The organism is Chelativorans sp. ZYF759, assembly GCF_012911015.1.
GTDB lineage: Bacteria > Pseudomonadota > Alphaproteobacteria > Rhizobiales > Rhizobiaceae > ZYF759.
The window spans coordinates 225,256-243,770 of record NZ_WVVV01000005.1 but is presented as its reverse complement, the minus strand read 5'-3'; the positions used below and the strand labels follow the sequence as shown (position 1 = coordinate 243,770).

At 64.7% G+C, this 18,515-nt stretch carries 18 protein-coding genes and 1 other annotated feature; of the genes, 12 read left to right on the top strand and 6 right to left on the bottom strand.

Annotated elements, in window-relative coordinates; all coding sequences use genetic code 11:
* Positions 1–18: 18 nt before the first annotated feature.
* The 3 genes from GRZ55_RS10645 to GRZ55_RS10635 all read left to right on the top strand — a co-directional run bounded on the left by GRZ55_RS10645 (position 19) and on the right by GRZ55_RS10635 (position 1,421).
* Complete coding sequence (locus tag GRZ55_RS10645; RefSeq protein WP_169286885.1) at positions 19–780, top strand: endonuclease/exonuclease/phosphatase family protein; 762 nt, start codon at positions 19–21, stop codon at positions 778–780.
* A gap of 162 nt (positions 781–942) precedes the next feature.
* The gene (locus GRZ55_RS10640) at positions 943–1,131 is read left to right on the top strand and encodes a hypothetical protein (protein WP_169286884.1); all 189 of its coding nucleotides are present in this window, start codon (positions 943–945) and stop codon (positions 1,129–1,131) included.
* A gap of 14 nt (positions 1,132–1,145) precedes the next feature.
* Positions 1,146–1,421 (top strand): DUF3175 domain-containing protein, encoded by a 276-nt coding sequence (locus tag GRZ55_RS10635; protein ID WP_169286883.1) that lies wholly within the window; start codon positions 1,146–1,148, stop codon positions 1,419–1,421.
* Between the two features lie 136 nt (positions 1,422–1,557).
* On the opposite strand, the gene GRZ55_RS10630 is transcribed toward GRZ55_RS10635, so the two are convergent.
* Both GRZ55_RS10630 and GRZ55_RS10625 read right to left on the bottom strand, forming a co-directional pair.
* Positions 1,558–2,412: a universal stress protein gene (locus GRZ55_RS10630; RefSeq protein WP_169286882.1), complete on the bottom strand. Its 855-nt coding sequence runs from the start codon at positions 2,410–2,412 to the stop codon at positions 1,558–1,560.
* Between the two features lie 67 nt (positions 2,413–2,479).
* Positions 2,480–3,964 (bottom strand): SulP family inorganic anion transporter, encoded by a 1,485-nt coding sequence (locus GRZ55_RS10625; protein WP_169286978.1) that lies wholly within the window; start codon positions 3,962–3,964, stop codon positions 2,480–2,482.
* A 65-nt stretch (positions 3,965–4,029) separates the two neighbouring features.
* Positions 4,030–4,085 (bottom strand) — a sequence feature (sul1 is cis-regulatory element that is thought to sense ions involved in sulfur or methionine metabolism; They are found in Alphaproteobacteria).
* A 324-nt stretch (positions 4,086–4,409) separates the two neighbouring features.
* Here GRZ55_RS10625 and GRZ55_RS10620 point away from each other — a divergent pair.
* From GRZ55_RS10620 to GRZ55_RS10605, 4 genes are all read left to right on the top strand, one after another.
* Positions 4,410–4,838 carry a MarR family winged helix-turn-helix transcriptional regulator gene (locus tag GRZ55_RS10620; protein WP_169286881.1) on the top strand — a complete coding sequence of 143 codons (429 nt, stop codon included), beginning with the start codon at positions 4,410–4,412 and terminating at the stop codon, positions 4,836–4,838.
* Between the two features lie 71 nt (positions 4,839–4,909).
* Positions 4,910–5,413, top strand: a complete 504-nt coding sequence (locus GRZ55_RS10615; RefSeq protein WP_169286880.1) for a (2Fe-2S)-binding protein — start codon at positions 4,910–4,912, stop codon at positions 5,411–5,413.
* A complete protein-coding gene (locus GRZ55_RS10610) occupies positions 5,410–6,396 on the top strand; it encodes a xanthine dehydrogenase family protein subunit M (RefSeq protein ID WP_169286879.1) in 987 nt (328 codons plus the stop codon). Before GRZ55_RS10615 ends, GRZ55_RS10610 begins: the two co-directional genes overlap by 4 nt.
* A 5-nt stretch (positions 6,397–6,401) precedes the next feature.
* A complete protein-coding gene (locus tag GRZ55_RS10605; protein WP_210257322.1) occupies positions 6,402–8,705 on the top strand; it encodes a xanthine dehydrogenase family protein molybdopterin-binding subunit in 2,304 nt (767 codons plus the stop codon).
* A 9-nt stretch (positions 8,706–8,714) separates the two neighbouring features.
* Here GRZ55_RS10605 and argE read toward each other — a convergent pair whose 3' ends face one another.
* Complete coding sequence (gene argE, locus GRZ55_RS10600) at positions 8,715–9,884, bottom strand: acetylornithine deacetylase (RefSeq protein WP_169286877.1); 1,170 nt, start codon at positions 9,882–9,884, stop codon at positions 8,715–8,717.
* Positions 9,881–10,825: a LysR substrate-binding domain-containing protein gene (locus GRZ55_RS10595; protein WP_169286876.1), complete on the bottom strand. Its 945-nt coding sequence runs from the start codon at positions 10,823–10,825 to the stop codon at positions 9,881–9,883. Before GRZ55_RS10595 ends, argE begins: the two co-directional genes overlap by 4 nt.
* A 157-nt stretch (positions 10,826–10,982) precedes the next feature.
* On the opposite strand from GRZ55_RS10595, the gene GRZ55_RS10590 reads away from it, so the two are divergent.
* The 5 genes from GRZ55_RS10590 to GRZ55_RS10570 all read left to right on the top strand — a co-directional run bounded on the left by GRZ55_RS10590 (position 10,983) and on the right by GRZ55_RS10570 (position 16,604).
* Positions 10,983–12,599, top strand: coding sequence for an ABC transporter substrate-binding protein (locus GRZ55_RS10590; RefSeq protein ID WP_246734670.1), 1,617 nt, complete (start codon positions 10,983–10,985; stop codon positions 12,597–12,599).
* Positions 12,600–12,669: 70 nt separating this feature from the next.
* Positions 12,670–13,647 carry an ABC transporter permease gene (locus GRZ55_RS10585; protein ID WP_169286875.1) on the top strand — a complete coding sequence of 326 codons (978 nt, stop codon included), beginning with the start codon at positions 12,670–12,672 and terminating at the stop codon, positions 13,645–13,647.
* On the top strand, positions 13,644–14,555 hold the full coding sequence (locus GRZ55_RS10580; RefSeq protein WP_169286874.1) for an ABC transporter permease: 912 nt from the start codon (positions 13,644–13,646) through the stop codon (positions 14,553–14,555). The genes GRZ55_RS10585 and GRZ55_RS10580 overlap by 4 nt, the downstream gene beginning before the upstream one ends.
* 16 nt (positions 14,556–14,571) lie before the next feature.
* Positions 14,572–15,543: an ABC transporter ATP-binding protein gene (locus GRZ55_RS10575; protein ID WP_368856608.1), complete on the top strand. Its 972-nt coding sequence runs from the start codon at positions 14,572–14,574 to the stop codon at positions 15,541–15,543.
* Entirely contained in the window at positions 15,540–16,604 is a 1,065-nt protein-coding gene (locus GRZ55_RS10570) for an ABC transporter ATP-binding protein (protein ID WP_169286872.1), read from the top strand. Before GRZ55_RS10575 ends, GRZ55_RS10570 begins: the two co-directional genes overlap by 4 nt.
* On the opposite strand, the gene GRZ55_RS10565 is transcribed toward GRZ55_RS10570, so the two are convergent.
* Both GRZ55_RS10565 and GRZ55_RS10560 read right to left on the bottom strand, forming a co-directional pair.
* Positions 16,561–17,685, bottom strand: a complete 1,125-nt coding sequence (locus GRZ55_RS10565) for an iron-containing alcohol dehydrogenase (protein ID WP_169286871.1) — start codon at positions 17,683–17,685, stop codon at positions 16,561–16,563. The genes GRZ55_RS10570 and GRZ55_RS10565 overlap by 44 nt on opposite strands.
* Positions 17,686–17,731: 46 nt before the next feature.
* Positions 17,732–18,499, bottom strand: coding sequence for an SDR family NAD(P)-dependent oxidoreductase (locus GRZ55_RS10560; protein WP_169286870.1), 768 nt, complete (start codon positions 18,497–18,499; stop codon positions 17,732–17,734).
* Positions 18,500–18,515: the final 16 nt, after the last annotated feature.

Below are 18,515 nucleotides of genomic sequence, written 5' to 3'. Positions count from 1 at the left end.
GACATTTGGTTGATTTTCATGCGCGAAAAAACCGCCCCGCAGAACGCCCCGGCTTCACGGCGTTTGCGCGTTATGACCTACAATGTGCGCAATTGCCGCGGGAGGGACGGGATATGCGATCCGGCCCGCATCGCAGAGGTCATCGCGCATCACAAACCGCATATTGTCGGGTTGCAGGAAGTCGATGTGGTGCGCAGGCGAAGCGGCGGCGTCGATCAGGCGCAGGCAATTGCCATGCACCTCAAGATGACGTCGCATTTTCATCCTGCCCTGCATGTTGCGGAGGAGCGTTATGGCGATGCCATACTCACCACCCTACCCTCCCGGCTGATCAAGGCTGGCCCCTTGCCTTCCACCGGCGAGCAAAGAGGCGCGCTCTGGGTCGCCGTGACGATTGGCGATGAAGAGTTGAACGTCTTTAACACCCATCTCGGCCTGCGCCCGAGCGAACGGGTACGTCAGGTCGAGACGCTGTTGGGGCCGACATGGTTGGGGCATCGCGATATGGCGGATTCTCTCGCCATCCTCATGGGCGATTTCAATGCGGGACCATCTTCGGCTCCCTTCAAGCTGCTCGACCGGCATTTTACGGAGGTTCAGACGGCAACGTCGAGCAGGAAGCGAGCCACATTCCCCGCCTGGTTTCCGCTGCTTCGGATCGACCACATTTTTGTCCGTGGCCTTGCAGTCGGTCAGTCAGAAGTCGATCGAAGCAGGCTTGCCCGTCGCGCATCCGACCATCTTCCGCTCGTGGCCACTATTGAGATTGTTCTGCCGTGAATCGGCCGACGCGGAACGGCGATCGGTCAAAGCGCCGGAACTCTCGTTCCGTTCTCATGTTGGAGTTCAAAAAACGGAGCAACCCGGATGTCTGAGCACAACATAAAGCCACATTCCCCCGGCTCTGCCGAGCCACGCGAAGCCAGCCTGGAGGGCCAACCGATGGCCGAGCAATCTCCGAGCCTGGATACGGAAGAGGTCGACGAGCGTTGGAAACGCACGAACGGGCTGCCGGAGGAAGAGGACGATAATTTTCCTGCTGCCATCGACGAGGCGCTGCCCGACGAGGCCGAGGAGAGGCTGATCCAGCGTGATCTCCTCGGCGAAAACGGCCGGCCGGAAGATGAGTGAGCCTGGAGGCAACGATGGCCCAGCAGAAATGGTCGCAGGACGTGACGGAAAACAGCGACGCGATGGACCTCGAAGAAGGCGTTTTCGCCAAGGATGATGCGCACGACATCGCCCTTTCACTGAAACGTTCTGCCGAGAAGAGCAACCGTCGCAAATCCGATCCCTATCGCTCGGCGATGTCGATGCTGACTTTCTACATCAACCGCGGAGGCTCCAATCTACCCGCCGAACGCAGGAAAATCCTTGAGGAAGCCAAGGACGAATTGCGAAAGGTCTATGGCCGCGACTGAGAATTCCGAAGGAGAAGGGCTGGCTTTTCTTACCCGGAACCGACAACCCGCACCTGGCGCAGGCGCAGGTGGAGATTCGCCTGCTCAACTCCCTCGTGTCATCCCACTTCAGGCGCAAACTCCCTCGCGGGCAATTTTACCTGAACAGCAGGATCGGCACCTTGCAGGAGCGTATCATCTCGGCGGTCGTCGACCCGATGATCATGGCGCGGATGCGCGAGTGGCCATAAGCGCCCATGACGAGCAGGTCGATGCCATCGCGTTCGACGATGCCGGCAATGGTGGATTCGGGCTGGCCGGCCACGATGTCGAACGTCGCCTCATGCCCGCCGGCCCGCAGCGTGGCCAGGGCGTCTTCGAGGCGCCGCCGCGCTTCCGCGTTATCGGTGCCGACCGTCAGGAGCTTGATCTCAAGCCCGACGAAGAGCGGTGAGCGGGCCACTTGATCGACCGCCTTCATTGCGCTGGGGCCGCCGTCGAAGGCGATCAGGACCTTGGCGATCGGCCGGAATGCGCGCGAGGCGACCAAAACGGGCTTGCTAGAGGAGCGGGCGATGCGCTCCAGATTGGAGCCGAGATGCAGCCTCGCGAAATCGGCTGCCTCGCCGCGCTTGCCGATGACGACGAAGCTTGCTGCCTTCTCGGCCTCGGCGACCGCTTCGATGAGATCGCCGTTGCGCAGGCGGGGCGCTACCGTTTCGACGCCCGCCGCACGCAGGATGGTCTCCGCATCTTCCAGGATCGCGCGGCCCTTCTTCTGGGCCAGACGCGCACGTTGTTCATCGAGGCTGCTCAGCTCCTCCAGCAGCGCCGTGCGGGCACCGAGGGCGATCGAGCCCGACAGGTCGGAGGCGCTTGCTGTCTCGCGCCGGCCGAGCACGTGCAGGAGTTCGACGCCCGAATTGAGCCGGGTCGCCAGCCAGCCCGCATGCTCGCACACGCTGCGCGCATAGATGGAGCCGTCGATGAGGGCGAGAATGCTGTTGGTCATGAAATTCCTCCCGTCAGAAGACTAGCCGCCCTGCCGGATGGGGGGCAATGCAAGAATATCCGCATCTTCAGTGCCCCATCAGCTTCTCGAGCGCGCCCGGCTTGTCGTGTACGGCGAGCCGGTCGACGATGGTCTCGCTCGCCTGGTTGAGGCCGACGATCTCGACCTCCGCGCCGTCGCGGCGGAATTTGAGGATCGCCATGTCGAGTGCCGCCACGCTGGAAATGTCCCAGATATGGGCGCGGCTGACATCGATCGTCACCTTCTCCAGCACCTCCTTGAAGTCGAAGGCGGCCATGAAGTCCTCCGACGACGCGAAGAAGAGCTGGCCTTCCACGAGATAGGTCCGATGACGACCGTCCGCGCTCAGACTGGACGAGATGCGGAAGAGTTGCGCGATTTTCCAGGCGAAGAAGATGCCCGACAAGAGCACGCCGATCAAAACGCCGACCGCCAGATTGTGGGTGATGATGACGCCCGCCACCGTGGCCAGCATGACGATCGAGGAGGAGCGCGGGTGGTCCTTCAGGTTCTTGATCGACGACCAGGAAAAGGTGCCGATCGACACCATGATCATCACGGCGACGAGGGCAGCCATCGGGATCTGGCTGACGAGATCACCCAGCACCAGGATCATGAAAAGCAGAAACACGCCGGCAGCGAATGCGGACAGCCGCCCGCGACCGCCCGATTTCACGTTGATGATGGACTGGCCGATCATCGCGCAGCCGGCCATGCCGCCGATGAAGCCGGTCGCCGTGTTGGCGATGCCCTGGCCGACGCATTCCTGGTTGCGATCCGAGGGCGTGTCGGTGAGATCGTCCACGATCTGCGCCGTCATCAGCGACTCCAGCAGGCCCACCACCGCCACCGCCAGCGAATAGGGCAGGATGATCATCAGCGTCTCGAGATTCAGCGGGATGTCGGGGATGAGGAAAACCGGCAGCGTGTCTGGCAATTCGCCCATGTCGCCCACCGTGCGCAGGTCGAAACCGAAGAACATCGCCACTGCCGTCAAGAGCACGATCGCCACCAGTGGCGAGGGGATCGCCTTGGTCAGGCGTGGCAGCAGATAGATGATGGCGAGCCCCGCGGCGACCATGACATAGGTCAGGCTCGGCACACCAACGAGTTCGGGGATCTGCGCCATGAAGATGAGGATGGCGAGCGCGTTGACGAAGCCTGTCATCACCGAACGCGAGACAAAGCGCATCACACGGCCGAGCTTGAGCAGGCCTGCCACGATCTGGATAAGCCCGGCCAGCACCGTGGCCGCGAGCAGATATTCGAGCCCGTGGTCGCGAACCAGCGTGACCATGAGCACGGCCGTCGCGGCTGTAGCCGCCGAGATCATGCCGGGCCTTCCGCCCACGAAGGCAATCAGCACCGCGATGGAAAAGGAAGCATAGAGCCCGACCCGTGGATCGACGCCCGCAATGATGGAGAAGGCGATGGCCTCGGGAATGAGCGCAAGGGCGACGACAAGGCCGGCAAGCAGGTCGCCGCGCACATTGCCGAACCACTGTGCGCGGTAGGTCGAGAGAAAATTCATGAGAATCCAGGTCATGGAGCCGCAGCCGGCGCGGGGAGGAGCGCGGCAAGAAGGCGGCTGAGATGGATTGTCCGGCGGATCGGCGGCCGGAATAGCCACCCGGAATTACACCGGGTCCAAGCGAGGTGAGGCGATATAGCCGAATAGGTTGCTGCAATGCAACATCTCCTGTGCATGGCAGCCATGCAGCGAGCCGCCGCCTTCGTTCGTCTCCCCTTTCACTGCGCGGCTCATCCCCAGAGTTGCCCCCCGACGACGCCATCGTTCAAGAAACGCTCCGCAAGCCAAACCAGGGCGCTCGACGCTGCCCCGGACGAGCCAACCCCGCCGGCTCCGGGTTGGGTTTCGTACTGCTTTGGCAGATCCATGATCATGTGGTGGATCCGGCGACGCGTGCGGCACCGACGATCTGGTAACGAACGACCGACAGACCTATTGTGCGCCCATGACAACACCCACCGATAAACAGATTGCCGATCTCGGCGCGGCGCTGGAAGTTTTCGCGCGCCGGTTCAAGCTGACCGATGCCGCCTCCGGGAAACCCCTCGCCGAGATCGATAAGCAGATATTGCTCTATGTGGAGAAGCATCCCGGTTGCGGACCGACCGATGTTGCGCGCTTTCTCGGCGTGGCGACCACGACGATCTCTTCGGCAACCGACCGCATGGCCAAGCGCGGACTGCTCGCAAGAGAGCGCCCCGAGGACGACCGGCGCGCGGTCGCACTGAAGCTGACAGCCGCAGGCGAAACCTATGTCGCGGCCCACAGGCAGGCCTATTTGGAGATGTTCAAGTTGATGCTCGAACCGCTTTCGCCCGAGGAGCGGGACAGCCTCGTGGCCATGATGACGAAAATTGCATCAAACGATTATTGAATAATACGATATTCGTATTATCTTGATGCGCAGGGTCGACCGATCCGCAAAACGCGCAGCGGGATAAGACGATGGCGATACGCATCAACGGCAACGAGGTGGCCATACCGGACGACCCGCGGGTCTCCCTGGCCGATCTGCTGCGAGAGCAGCTTCACCTGACCGGCACCAAGATCGGCTGCAACCAGGGCGCCTGCGGCGCCTGTACGGTCCTCATCGATGGCGAGAGGGTGCTGTCATGCCTGACGCTGGCGGTGCAGGCGGACGGCCGAGCCGTCACCACGATCGAAGGGCTGTCGTCCGAGGGGTCTCCGCATCCGCTGCAAAGCGCCTTCATCGAACATGACGGCTTTCAGTGCGGCTACTGCACGCCCGGCCAGATCTGCGCCGCTGCCGCGATGCTGCGTGGGGTGGCCGACGGCATGCCCAGCTATGTGACAGCCGACCTCGGCGAACGCGCAATCCTCTCGCCCGAGGAAGTCCGCGAACGCATGAGCGGCAATCTGTGCCGTTGCGGTGCGCACAACGGGATCGTCGAGGCCATTCTCCAGGTCGCGAAGGAGGATGTGGCATGACGCCTTTTTCCTACAGACGCCCGGCGTCCAGCATGGATGCCAGCGCGCTCGCCGCCCTCAAGGGCCACAAGCTTCTGGGTGGCGGAACCAATCTCGTCGACCTGATGCGAAAAGGCGTGGAGCACCCGACGACATTGGTCGATGTGACCGCACTGTCCTCGGAGATCATCGAGATGGAAGGTGGTGGCCTGCTCATCGGCGCGGCCGCCCGCAACAGTGCTGTCGCCGCGCACCCGCTGGTGCGTGCCCATTATCCGATGCTGTCGCGCGCGATCCTTGCCGGCGCGTCGGCCCAGATCCGCAACATGGCGACGGTGGCCGGCAATCTGCTGCAGCGCACCCGCTGCGCCTATTTCAACGATCCCGCCGCTTCGCGCTGCAACAAACGACAGCCCGGGAGCGGCTGTGACGCGCTGGAGGGATTCAACCGCTATCATGCGATCCTGGGCGGATCGCCGGGCTGCATCGCGACACATCCCTCGGATATGTGCGTGGCCCTGATGGCGCTCGATGCCCAGATCCATCTTGCGGGCAGTGCGGGCACACGCATCGTCCCGCTGGCGGATTTCTACCGGCTGCCGGGCGACAGCCCTCATCTTGAGACCACGATGGAAATCGGCGAACTCATCACCGCCGTCGAGATACCTGCATCGGCGATGGGGCAACGCTCCGCCTATCGCAAGGTGCGCGACCGCGCGAGCTATGCGTTTGCGCTGGTGTCGGTCGCGGCGGGCGTCTCGATGCAAGACGGCACGATCGAGGACATCAGGCTGGCATTCGGCGGCATCGCGCCCAGACCATGGCGCGCCCTGCAGGCCGAAGCGGCGCTGCGCGGCGGCCCCGCGACGCCTGAAGCGATGGCGGCCGCCATGGACGCCGAACTCGCCGTCGCGCGTCCTGCCGCCGGCAACGCCTTCAAGGTCGAACTTCTCAAGCGCACCACAGCGGCCGTTCTTCTCGAACTGACCGGAGACAGATCATGAGCAGAATGCAGAACGTCGTCATCGACTCGGTCAAGACGGTGCTGGGCTGGGTGCCTGAGCGTTGGCTGCCGGGCGGCACGCCCGATCCGCTGATCATGCGGCGCGGCGCGGTGGGGCGCCAGGTGTCGCGGCTGGATGGCCCAATCAAGGTGGGCGGTCAGGCACGTTTCGCAGCCGAAGTGGCGATGGAAAACATGTGTTATGCCTCGCTTCTCCACAGCCCGATCACGCGCGGGCGTATGAGGCACCTCGATACGAGCGCGGCGGAGGCAGCCCCGGGCGTCATCCTGGTGATGACGCACCGCAACATGCCGCGGCTCGATATCATCCCGCTGGTCAGCGTCACCAATCTGGGAGCGGTCGGCGCAAGCGCCCTGCCGATCATGCAGGACACGGAAATCCGCTACAATGGTCAGGTGGTGGCGCTGGTGCTGGCGGAAACGCAGGAACAGGCCGACCATGCCGCCTCGCTGATCCAAATCGATTACGAGACCGCAGGGGCCCGAACCCATTTCGAGGCCGCGAAAGCCACGGCCAGGACCCCTGCCTCGGTTCTGATAGAGAAGAACCATACGGTAGTCGGCAATGCAGAGTACGAACTCGCGCAGTCGCCCTTTCAGGTCGACAACATCTACCGCACGCCCGGACACAACCACAACGCCATCGAACTCCATGCCGTCACGGTGGCATGGGACGGCGACACGCTGGAGGTCCATGATGCCAGCCAGATGATTTCGGGAAGCGCCGCCGCGCTGGCGAAGCTCTTCGGACTGAAGAAAGAGCAGGTTCGCGTGCTGTCACCTTTTGTCGGCGGCGGGTTCGGCGGCAAGGGGATGTGGGACCACCAGGTCGTGGCGGTCGCCGCGGCACGCATCGCCGGCCGCCCCGTTCGCCTCGTCCTCAGCCGCGACGGCGTCTACCGCATCGTAGGAGGGCGCACCCCCACCGAGCAGCGCGTGGCGCTGGCGGCCGACGCGGGCGGCAATCTCACTGCTCTCATTCACACGGGCCATTCGGTGATGCCGCCTTATTCCGCCTGTCCCGAACAATACACCCTCACCGGGCGCGCCCTCTATCGTTCGAAAAGCTACGCGTTCGTGCAGCACCATCTCGATCTCGACATCGTCCCCAACACCTATATGCGTGCGCCCGGGGAATCGGTCGGGACCTTCGCGCTGGAAAGCGCCATCGATGAGCTCGCGCACGAGATGGGAATCGATCCGATCGAACTGCGCCTGCGCAACGAGCCCGAGACGCACCCGCTTTCCGGGACGCCCTTTTCGCAGCGCGCCCTGGTGCAGGCCTATCGGGAGGGTGCCGAACGTTTCGGCTGGGCGCGGCGCCAGGCGACACCCGGCACGCAGCGGGACGGCGAATGGCTGATCGGCATGGGATGCGCGACCGGCAGCTTCCCCTATGCCCGCATGCCGGGCGCCAGCGCCAGTATCCGGCTGACGCGCGAAGGCAGGGCCATCGTGTCGTGCTCCGCGCAGGACATGGGGATGGGTACCTCCACGGTCCAGATCCAGCATGCAGCGGACCGTCTCGGCCTGCCGATGGAAGCCATCGTCTTCGAGATGGGCGATTCAGCCCTGCCGACGACGCCCATGGCCGGCGGCTCCTCGCAGACCGTCTCGATCGCCGCGGCGATTGCGGCCGCCGCCGAGAAGCTTTCGGGCGAATTGCTGCGTCTCGCCGGCAATTCGAGCCCGCTGGCAGGACTTCGGGCCGGTGAGGTGCGCATGATCGATCAGAAGCTGGTGAGCATTGAGGACCCATCGCGAACCGAGAGTTTCCAGCAGATTCTGGCCCGCGCGTCGCGCGATGAGATATCCGTGTCCGCAGCAGGCAGCGCGCCGCTCGAAATGCTGAAATTCGCGATGCACAGCCTGTCGGCGAATTTCTGCGAGGTGCGGGTCAGCGAGGTCACCGGCGAGGTCCGCGTGTCACGGATGCTGGGTTCGTTCGACTGCGGCGCCATCCTCAACCCCAAGACCGCGACGAGCCAGTTCAAGGGCGGCATGATCATGGGGATCGGGCTCGCGCTGACCGAGGAAACGCTGTTTGACGAACGCAGCGGCAGGATCATGAACGCGACGCTGGCCGACTATCACATCCCCTCGCATCTCGACGTACCCGATATCGACGTGATGTGGACAGGCGTTCCCGACCCGCGTTCGCCGCTCGGCGCGCGCGGCATCGGCGAGATCGGCATCACCGGCGTTGCCGCCGCCATCGCCAACGCGGTCTTCAACGCGACCGGCAGACGTGTGCGCGACCTGCCGATCACGCTGGACAAGCTGCTGTGACCGCATGTGCTAAGAGGGGTCGGCAGTCCGCAGCAGTTCTGAAAGAAAGTGCTCGCATGCGGCGAGTTGTTCCGCGGCAATGAACTCGTCCGGCTTGTGGGCCTGCGCGATGGAGCCCGGGCCGCAGACGACGGTCGGAATGCCCAGTTCGTGGAAGAGCCCGGCTTCGGTCCCGTAAGCGACCTTCTGGTGCCCGTTTCTCCCGGCGGCGCGCTTGACCTGTCCGACAAGCGGATGATCGGCGGGCATGTCGAGCCCCGGAAAGGCAGCCGTCAACTCGATGGCTACGCCTGCGCCAGGAGCGGAAGCTTTCATTTCCGGCTCGACCTCCCGGCGGATGAAGTCGGTGATCTCGCCGACCAGGGCGTCGGCGTCTTCCTGCGGCAGGACCCGGAATTCACATGTGATCTCACAGCGATCCGGTACGATGTTGAGCGCGGTGCCGCCCTGCATCGTCCCGACATGGGCGGTGGTGTGGGCTATGTCGTAAAGCTCGTCCAGACCCGTGCCGGCCGCCAGCCGCCGACCGATCTCGCGCATCTTCACGACGATCCGCGCGGCGTGTTCCACGGCATTGACGAATTCCGGCGCGCGCGAGGAGTGGCCCGACGTTCCCTCCACCGTAATCTTCAGGCTGCGCTTGGCCTTGTGGCCGATGGCCACCTCCATCATGGTCGGCTCGCCGACGATGCACGCCAACGGGAGCCGGGGCTTCAGCGCCAGTTGGGCAAGCAGCCCGCGGACGCCGATACAGCCGACCTCCTCGTCATAGGAGAAGGCGAAATGGACGGGGCGGGCAAGGTCCCTCCCCGCCATGTCATGTGCCGCCGCAAGCGCGACGGCCACGAAACCCTTCATGTCGCAGGCGCCCCGCCCATAGAAGCGGCCGTCGCGCTCGACAAGCTGGAAGGGGTCCGTCGACCAGGCCTGTCCGTCGACCGGAACCGTGTCGGTATGGCCCGACAGGACGATGCCGGGCTCGTTTTCGGGACCAATCGTGGCCCAAAGATTGGCCTTGCTGCCCGTCTCGTCATAGGTCCGCTCGGTACGGGCACCGCACGAAGCAAGAATTGCGTCTGCATAGTCGATCAGCTCAAGGTTCGAATTGCGGCTGGTCGTGTCGAAACCGACCAGGCGCGAGAGGATCTCGACGGTGCGGGCGTGCGGACGGGCAGTCATGCGGTCTCCGGCTGGGAAAGGCTGAACGAAAAGGGTGTGGTGCCGCTGCGCACATGCGCCATGAAACCCAAGGCGGCCGGCGCCACCGGCACCGACGAAGGAAGGAGAAAGGAGGCCGCGAAACGAATCGAAGGCCGGAAAGGACGAACCACGACATCCCTACCCAGCCTGCCGGCGACGGGGAAAGGGTTGAGCAGCGTGACGCCCAGCCCCTCGCGAACGAACTCGGCGGCCGAAACCGCGGTCGATGTCTCGATCGCCGGTCGGCATGTCATGCCGGCCTCCGAAAAAACCGCGTCGATCGCAATGCGCGCGGAATGGCGTCGGGTCAGCGCGATGAAAGGCTGGTTCACGAGATCGGCAGGCGTGATCTCCTTGCGCTGACACAGCGGGTGGCCTTGCGGAAGCAGGCAGACCGCCTCCGTGGTCAAATAGGGTTCGACGCGAACCCCGGCATGCGCGGTATCGACATCCGCGAAGGCCAGATCGATGCGGCCTTCGGCAACCTGGGTGACGAGGACGTCGCTCGACAGGACGTCGAGACTGATGCGCATTTGCGCGTGGAGCCTGGCATAGGCCGCCAGCGGACCCGGCAGGAAGCGGTGCGCGATGGTGGGCGGTGCCGCCACGCGAAGCGTCGAGGGCTGAATGGTGCGCTGATCGGCCCGCTCCCTGATCCTGGCCAGCGCAGCAAAGGCAGGCTCCAGCTCGGCATCGATGGCGAGCGCTTCCGAGGTCGGCATGAGCCGCCCCGCATCGCGGAAGAAGAGTTGCCGGTCGAGCCGCCGTTCCAGCCTCGACAGGGCGCGGCTGACGGCAGGCTGTGAGATGGAAAGACGGTGGGCTGCCGCCGTCGTCTTTCCCGTGGCGACCAGGGCGCGCAGAATCTCGAGTTCTCGAAGCGTTATCGAACCGGGCGACAGGTCTTCCGCAGCGGCCATGTGATACTACTATGCCTTAATGTTATGAAGTTTCCCCTTCACAATTCAGATAGCGCATAATAACGTTCGAGGGAAGGTTGCCAGCTTGTGGAATGGCGCGGCAATCCGACAAATGGGAACATAACAATAATCCGGCAAAACAGGAGGACACGGGAACATGTCCATCAATAGGTCCATCCGTGGTGCGCTGATGCCTGCGACGTTTGCGGTATTTGCGGCCATGAGTGCTTCCGCTGCGGCAGATACACTCACCATCGGACTATCAGCGGAACCCACGTCTGCGGATCCGCACTATCACAATCTTGGTCCCAACAACGCGCTTGCCAAACACATCTTCAGCGCGCTGATCGAGCAGGACGCCCAGCAATTGCTCGCGCCCGGCCTGGCCGAGACATGGGAGCCGCTCGACGATACGACCTGGGAGATCGGCTTGCGCGAAGGAGTGTCCTTCTCCAATGGCGATCCCTTCACCGCCCGCGACGTGGTGTACACGGTCTGCCGCATCCCAACCGTGCCGGACGCGCCGTCCCCCTTCACGCTCTACACCAACGCCATTGCCGGTATGGAGATCGTCGACGACCACACCATCCGGATCACCACGGACGGGCCGGCGCCGCTCCTGCCCAACCATTTGTCGACCTTCACCATCATCTCGGCGTCGGCGAGCGGTGCCGAGGACGAGGTGGCCTTCGATGCAGAGGGCTGTTCGGGTCTGGGCGACACGCCGGAATCGCAGGCGTTCACCGACCCCGACTTCGCGATCGGAACGGGACCCTATGTGCTGAGTTCCTTTGTGCGCGGCGACAGGATCGTGCTCGAACGCAACCCCGATTACTGGGGTGAAGAGGGCGCATGGGAAGAGATCGTGCTTCGCCCGATCACCAATCCAGGCGCCCGCGTGGCCGCGCTTCTGGCGGGCGACGTCGACATGATCGAGAACCCGCCGACCCAGGACATCGAACGCATCGAGAGCAGCGGCTTCAAGGTCTCATCCGGCCTGTCGAACCGCGTCATCTACATCGCGCTCGACCAGGGCGAGGCGCCGACGCCGGGCATCTCCGGCGACGCCAACCCGCTGCAGGACGCCAAGGTTCGCGAGGCGCTGGCGAAGGCCATCAATCGCGAGGCGATCCGAGACCGCATCATGCTGGGCTATTCCGAGCCTGCCGGCGAACTCCTGCCGCCGCCCATGTTCGGTACCAATGCCGACCGCGAAGCGATCCCGTTCGACGAGGCGGCCGCGCGTGAATTGCTGGCGGAAGCCGGCTACGAGGACGGTTTCCAGATCACGCTCGGCACGCCAAACGACCGCTACATCAATGACGGCCAGATCGCTCAGGCCGTCGCACAGATGTGGAGCCGCATTGGCGTACAGACGGATGTCGACGCCAAGACCTTCTCCGCCTTCATCTCCGACCGCAACGGCTTCGCCTTCTCGGCATTCCTGGCCGGCTGGGGCGCGGGCACGGGTGAGATGTCGTCGCCGCTGGGAGCGCTGGTTGCCACGCGCAACCCGGATGCTGGTCTGGGCGGCACGAACTTCGCCCGGCACTCCAATTCGCAGATGGACGATCTTCTGATCGAAGCGCTGCAGACGGTCGACGAGGAGGCACGCGAGGCGCTGCTTCAGGAGGCGAGCCGCGTGGTGATGGACAGCTACGGCATCATCCCCATCCATTACGAGCTGACGACCTGGGCGATGCGCGACGACCTCGACTACGAGGCGCGTGCCGACCAGTACACGCTGGCCTACGAAGTGGTGCCGGCCAACTGAGCCAAAGGCCGGCTTGCGGGCGTTCGCGTCCGCAAGCCGGCCATCAAACCCTCAGGCTGGGCAGCGCGCCATGCTCGTCTATTTCCTGCGCCGGCTGGGCCAGAGCCTGATCGCCATCATCGTCATGGCGATCCTGGTCTTCATCGGCGTCTATGCCATCGGCAACCCGGTGGACATCCTGATCAATCCCGAGGCCACGCAGCGGGAGATCGACGCCACCATGCAGCGGCTGGGTCTCGACCGCCCGCTCTGGGAGCAGTTCTTCATCTATTTCGGCAATCTGCTCCAGGGCGATTTCGGGCGGTCCTTCGTCTACGGGCAGCCGGCCATGGAGATCATCCTGCAACGGCTGCCCGCGACGCTGGAACTGGCCTTCGTGGCGCTGGTGATCGCCATCGTCTTCGGCATCCCGCTCGGCGTGATCGCGGGGCTCAAGCCCGATACGGTCCTAGGCAAGTCCATCATGGGAGGATCGATCCTCGGCTTCAGCCTGCCCAATTTCTGGCAGGGTCTGATGCTGATCCTGATCTTCGCCGTGCTGCTGGGCTGGCTGCCGGCGGGCGGCCGTGGCCCGACCACCGAAGTGCTCGGCATCCGGGTCAGTTTCCTGACCTGGGAAGGGCTTCGCCACCTCATCCTGCCGGCGGTCAATCTCGCCTTGTTCAAGATGGCGCTGGTCATCCGCCTGGCGCGTGCGGGCACCCGCGAGGTACTGCTCCTGGATTACGTCAAATTTGCCCGCGCCAAGGGCCTGAGCGAGCGCCGGGTGATCACGGTGCATGTCCTGAAGAACATCATGATCCCCGTCGTCACGGTGCTCGGGCTCGAGCTCGGCTCCATGATTGCCTTCGCGGTCGTCACCGAGACGGTTTTTTCCTGGCCCGGCATGGGCAAGCTGCTGATCGATTCCATCAACCTCCTCGATCGGCCGGTGATCGTGGGCTACGTCATGCTCACCGTCTTCATCTTCGTCTTCATCAACCTCACCGTTGACCTGGTCTATTCGGGGCTCGATCCGCGCGTGCGTGCCGGCATGAGAAACGAATGAGCGATCAGACCCTTCCTGCGCAGAAGCCCCGGGGCGCCGAGAGCCCGCTGAGGCGCATTATCGCAGAGTTCTTCGAAAGCCGAACGGCAGCCGTCGGCCTCGTCATCTTCGCGCTGGTCGCCTTCGTGGCGCTGTTCGCGCCCTGGATCTCGCCCCAGAACCCCTATGACCTTTCCCAACTCGACATCATGGACGGCACCTTGCCGCCGGGGTCGGAGAGCTTCACCATCGGCACCTACTGGCTCGGCACCGACGTTCAGGGACGCGACATGCTATCGGCCATCATGTACGGGCTTCGCATGAGCCTGATCGTGGCGGGCACCGCGACCTTGCTGGCGCTCGCCATCGGCATCGCCACGGGCACGGCGGCAGCCTATTTCGGTGGCTGGGTCGACACGCTGATCATGCGCATCGTCGACATGCAGCTGTCCTTCCCGGCGATCCTGATCGCGCTGATCCTGCTGGCCATTCTCGGCAAGGGCGTGGACAAGGTCATCATCGCGCTGGTGATCGTGCAATGGGCCTATTACGCGCGCACGGTGCGCGGCAACGCGCTGGTCGAACGCCAAAGGGACTACATCTCGGCCGCGCAATGCCTATCGCTCGGGCATGGGCGGGTCATGTTCCGTCACCTTCTACCCAACTGCATGCCGCCGCTGATCGTCGTCGCGACCGTGCAGATCGCCCAGGCGATCGCGCTGGAGGCAACGCTCTCCTTCCTCGGCGTCGGCGTGCCGGTAACCGAGCCCTCGCTCGGGCTGCTCATCGCCAACGGTTACAGCTACCTGCTGTCCGGCCGCTACTGGATCAGCTTCTTCCCAGGCATCGCGCTGCTGATCACGATCGTGGCCATCAACCTCGTCGGCGACCAGCTTCGCGACGTGCTCAACCCGAGGCTAAGGAAATAGCGTGAGCGATACGGTCATCGAGGTCCGCGACCTCAGGACACATTTCTTCACCCGCGCCGGCGTCCTGCCGGCCGTCGACGGTGTCAGCTTCTCCGTCCGGCGCGGCGAGGTGCTGGGCATCGTCGGCGAATCCGGTTCCGGCAAATCGGTGACGGGGCTCTCGATACTCGGACTGGTGGATGCGCCGGGACGGATCGTCGGCGGGGAAATCATGTTTCGCGGGCGCAACCTGACCGAACTGACGTCACACGAACTGCGCGCGGTCCGCGGGCACCAGATCGCGATGATCTTCCAGGACCCCATGATGACGCTCAATCCCGTCCTGCGCGTCTCGACGCAGATGATCGAAGCCGTGCGGGCGCATGAGAAGGTGTCGAAGGCCGAAGCACGACAGCGCGCGCGCGACGCGCTCGGCCGGGTCGGCATCCCCTCCCCGGACGAACGCCTCGACGCCTACCCGCATGAATTCTCCGGCGGCATGCGCCAGCGAGTCGCGATCGCTATCGCGCTGCTGCATTCGCCCGATCTCATCATCGCCGATGAGCCGACCACCGCACTCGATGTCACGATACAGGCCCAGATCCTGGCCGAGGTGCAGAAGCTGGCCACCGAGACCGGCATGGCGCTGATCTGGATCACCCATGACCTGGCGGTCGTTTCCTCGCTCGCCGATCGTATCGCCGTCATGTATGCCGGCCGCATCGTCGAGGACGGGCCGGCGCCGCAGGTGCTTTCGGCTCCGCTGCATCCCTACACCGTCGGGCTGATCGGCTCCGTCCCCAGCCGCAACCGGCGCGGCGCCGAACTCGCGCAGATCCCTGGCATGACACCGTCGCTTCTCGACCTGCCTGAGGGCTGCGCCTTCCGGCCGCGTTGCCCACGCGCCCTGGACCAATGCCGCCAGCCGCAACCCATGCGGCTGCTGAAGCCCCGACAGGAGGCGCGCTGCTGCAACCCCCATCTCGAGCCGCTCGAGGTGACCGGATGAGCCAACCCATCCTTTCGCTTCAGGGCCTGACGAAGCGCTTCGAGAAAAAGCTCGATTTCGCGGAGAAGATCGCCGCCCGCCTGGGCTCGAGCGTCCATGCGTGGCAGGTCCACGCGGTCGATGGCGTCGATCTCGATATCGCCCAGGGCGAGGTCGTCGGGCTCGTAGGGGAATCCGGCTCAGGCAAATCGACCATCGGGCGGATGATTGCCGGGCTCCTTCAGCCGAGCGAGGGGCGCATACTGTATCGCGACCGCGATATCACGGAGCTCAGGCGCGCGGCATCGCGCAAGGCAGCGCTGAAGATCCAGATGATCTTCCAGGACCCGATGTCTTCGCTCAACCCGCGCATGCGGGTGAAGGACATTATCGGCGAGGCGCCCGCCGTGCATGGGATCGTCCCGAGATCAAAACTGCGGCCCTATGTCGACGAGATGATGCAGCGGGTGGGTCTCGATCCTTCGGTGCGCGACCGCTATCCGCACCAGTTTTCCGGCGGCCAGCGCCAGCGCATCGGGATTGCGCGGGCGCTCGCCGTGCAGCCCGATTTCCTGATCTGCGACGAGAGCGTCGCCGCGCTCGACGTGTCGATCCAGGCCCAGGTGCTCAATCTCTTCATGCGGCTGCGCAAGGAGTTCGGCCTTACCTACCTTTTCATCAGTCATGATCTGGGCGTCGTGGAGCACCTCTCGGATCGTGTGGTCATCCTCTATCTGGGACGCGTCGTCGAAGTGGCGCCGACGGAAGCCCTGTTCAGCGGGGCCAACCACCCCTACACCCAGGCGCTGCTCGACGAGGTTCCGCGCATCTCGCCCGAGAAGAGGCAGTTCCACCCGATCCGCGGCGAAATCCCCTCGCCGATGAACCCGCCGCCGGGCTGCCATTTCCACACGCGTTGCCCGAAGGTCTTCGACCGCTGCCGGGTCGAACGCCCTGCCCTACGCCCAATCGCGCCCGGCCGGCTATCGGCCTGTCATCTCAACGATGTCCAGACGGCGAGCGGCTCACGCCCGACGACTACAACAATCCCTCGAGAATCGATCTATAGTCGTCGTGGGTAAGGTCGCGGGGATTGGTCGGGTGGCTGTGGTCGGCGAGCGCGCGTTCGCACGTCCACTCGACTACATCGCGGGTGACACCCAGATCGGACAGCCTTGCCGGTATGCCAAGCGTCCGGTTCAGCCGGTCCAGTTCATCGGCCAGATCACCTGTGTCGCTAAGCCCGATCGCAGCTGAGAGCCGCGCGATCTTGGCTGGCGCTGAAGCCGCGTTCCAGCGCAGGACGGGCGGCATCAGGATCGCGTTCAGCGTGCCGTGATGGAGCTTCAGGGACTTGAGGCCGCCGAGCGCGTGGCTGAGCGCATGCACCGCACCAAGACCCTTCTGGAAGGTCAGCCCGCCCTCCAGCGCGCCCATCATCAGCTCGGTGCGGGCATCGAGATCGGACCCGTCCGCATAGGCCCTGGGCAGGGCCGCCCAGATGCGGGCAAAGCCATCCAGCGCGATGGCCTCGGCGGGCGGGTTCACGCGCGGAGACAGATAGGTCTCGATGCAGTGCGAGAGCGCGTCGAGGCCGGTCGCCGCGGTCAGTTGCGGCGGCAGGCCGAGCGTCAGTTCGGGATCGCAGATGGCCCGCTTGGGGATCAGATGCGGGCTGATGAAGCCGAGCTTGCGTTCATCGTCGAGGGTAATGAGGGCCGCGCGCCCGACTTCCGAGCCGGTGCCCGCGGTGGTGGGGATGGCGATGAGGGGTGCCACCGCCGCGGTGATGCGGGGGATGCCACCCAGTATCGCCGCATAGCTTTCCAGATCGCCCGGATGGGTTGCCAGCAGGGCCACGCCCTTGGCCAGATCGATGGGGGAGCCGCCGCCAAAGGCGATGACGCCGTCGCAGCCCTGCGACCGGTAGAGCGCGAGCGCCTCCTTCAGCGCCGCCTCGGTGGGGTTGGTCGGCACGTCGAGAAAGACGGGCGCGTCCTTGCCGACAATTGCCTCGAGCCTTTCAAGCAGGCCGGCCGCCGCGATGCCGTGATCGCTGACGATCAGGGGCCGCGATATCCCGAGTTCCGACATCGCCGCGTCAAGCGACGACAACGCCCCGGCTCCGAAATTGATCGTCGTCAGATAGTTGATGATGTGCATGTAGGCTCCGCAGGTTCCGTGCGACCGCAATGGTGGCGCGTCCGGGTCAGGTGATCAGGTATCCGCCGTCGATGGGCAGGATGACGCCGGTGACGAAGGCGGCGGCCGGCGATGCCAGGAACAGGACCCCGCCCACCACGTCTTCCGGCCGGCCCCATCGCTTCATCGCCGTGCGCGCCAGAATGGCCTCGCTGCGCCCGGGATCTTCTTGCAAGTCCTGCGTCAGGGAGGTCGTGATCCAGCCCGGCGCGACAGCATTGACCCGGACACCGTCACCCGCATAGGCGATCGCCAGCGACTTGGTCATCTGGCCGATACCCCCCTTGCTGGCCGAATAGCCGGGGACCAGGCCGCCGCCCTGAAAGGTCAGGACCGACGCCAAGTTGACGATGGCGCCCTGGCTGGACTGCGCTAGCAGCGGCCGGGCCGCCGCGCAGACCCGCATCGAACCGTTGAGATTGATGTCGACCACCGAGGCGAAGACATCGGGATCGAGTTCGTCGCCGCGCCGGATGATACCGGCGCAGTTCACGACGACATCCAGGCCAGGCAGGGCCGATACCAGCGCGTCCACGCCCGTCCGGTCGCGAACATCGAGCTGGCGCAGTGTGGCGCCGGGGCGACCTTGCAGGTCGCTCGCCGCGATTTCGCCATCCGTCGCCCCGGTGACGGTGACCGAGGCGCCGGCTTCCAGGAAGGCCGCCGCGATCGCGGCGCCGATGCCGGACGATCCGCCGACCACGAGCGCGGAACGGCCCTTGAAGAAGGGGATCGCCCATTGCGGATCGGGCGCCGGAGTCGGGGTGATGTGCATGTCGTCGGTCGGCCCT